The following is a 909-nucleotide window of genomic DNA, read 5'->3' on the forward strand; positions in this document are numbered from 1 at the left end:
CTTCTATGTCAATTATGGCTATGTCTGATGCCAGCATACTTTTTAGAACACCACCAAATATGTATCGGCATTTCTAGCAATGGCGAGGTTGTTCGTTCCGTCAATTTGATCGACGACTTATGACTTTAGAAACTAGTAGTTCTTAATTGTTGCCGTCCGTTAAGAAGACCTCTGTTGTACTAGCTATATGATATTAGTATTTAGACGATAAAAAAATTAAAAAGATGAGAAGCATGACCTCTACACCTGAGTTCTTCAATGCTCGTGAAATGTGCAAGGCATGGGCAACCTATATTTAATGATTGGGTTCACGCCTCGTCCCTCGGCAAGAGCAAATACACAGAATTCGGGATGTTCTCAAAAGTATTCTTAGTAACTATAGTGGCGAATTATGACTCCAACCCTCTGCTACGATTTCTTTAACCGCTTGGTCGTAATATTCTGGTAGCTTTCTATCTTTATAATAACTGGTATTCATGAACTCTTTATACTCTAAGCCTCCAGTCAAGCTATCAATCATCCTATCGTACGGTTCACGAACTTCAGGCCATGACAACTCATCGCCTAACACTCGACCAGTATAGCTCATCATATAACTTTGCAATGCGAAAGGCTTCTCCATTCTACCCTGTATAGCTAGGCGGTATATGGGCTCGAATGCTTCTAATACTGGCTTAACAATTCGTGTTTCTTTGCTTACAGCTTTACTCACATCTTCGTCTGTCCATTGATCACGATATGTAGAGAAAGCCTCTATAATGCCCTCTCTCGATTTCCAGTTGATAAGCGCCTTTTTAAACTCAATAGCAGCTTGCTTGATTTCTTGATCGTTCATACCTTAGATTAACACATGAAGTGCAATATCAAATGCGAGGTGAAAAAAAGACCTAGATGCGCTAGCATCAAAGT

The 909-nt window shown here is 39.8% G+C and carries 1 protein-coding gene; it reads right to left on the bottom strand.

The annotated features are described in order from the left end of the window. Window positions 1–376: 376 nt before the first annotated feature. Complete coding sequence (locus tag EI161_RS14490) at window positions 377–835, bottom strand: hypothetical protein (RefSeq protein ID WP_192529980.1); 459 nt, start codon at window positions 833–835, stop codon at window positions 377–379. Window positions 836–909 lie beyond the last annotated feature (74 nt).

Origin of the sequence: Psychrobacter sp. FME5, assembly GCF_014861375.1 — a bacterium.
Taxonomy (GTDB): Bacteria; Pseudomonadota; Gammaproteobacteria; order Pseudomonadales; family Moraxellaceae; genus Psychrobacter.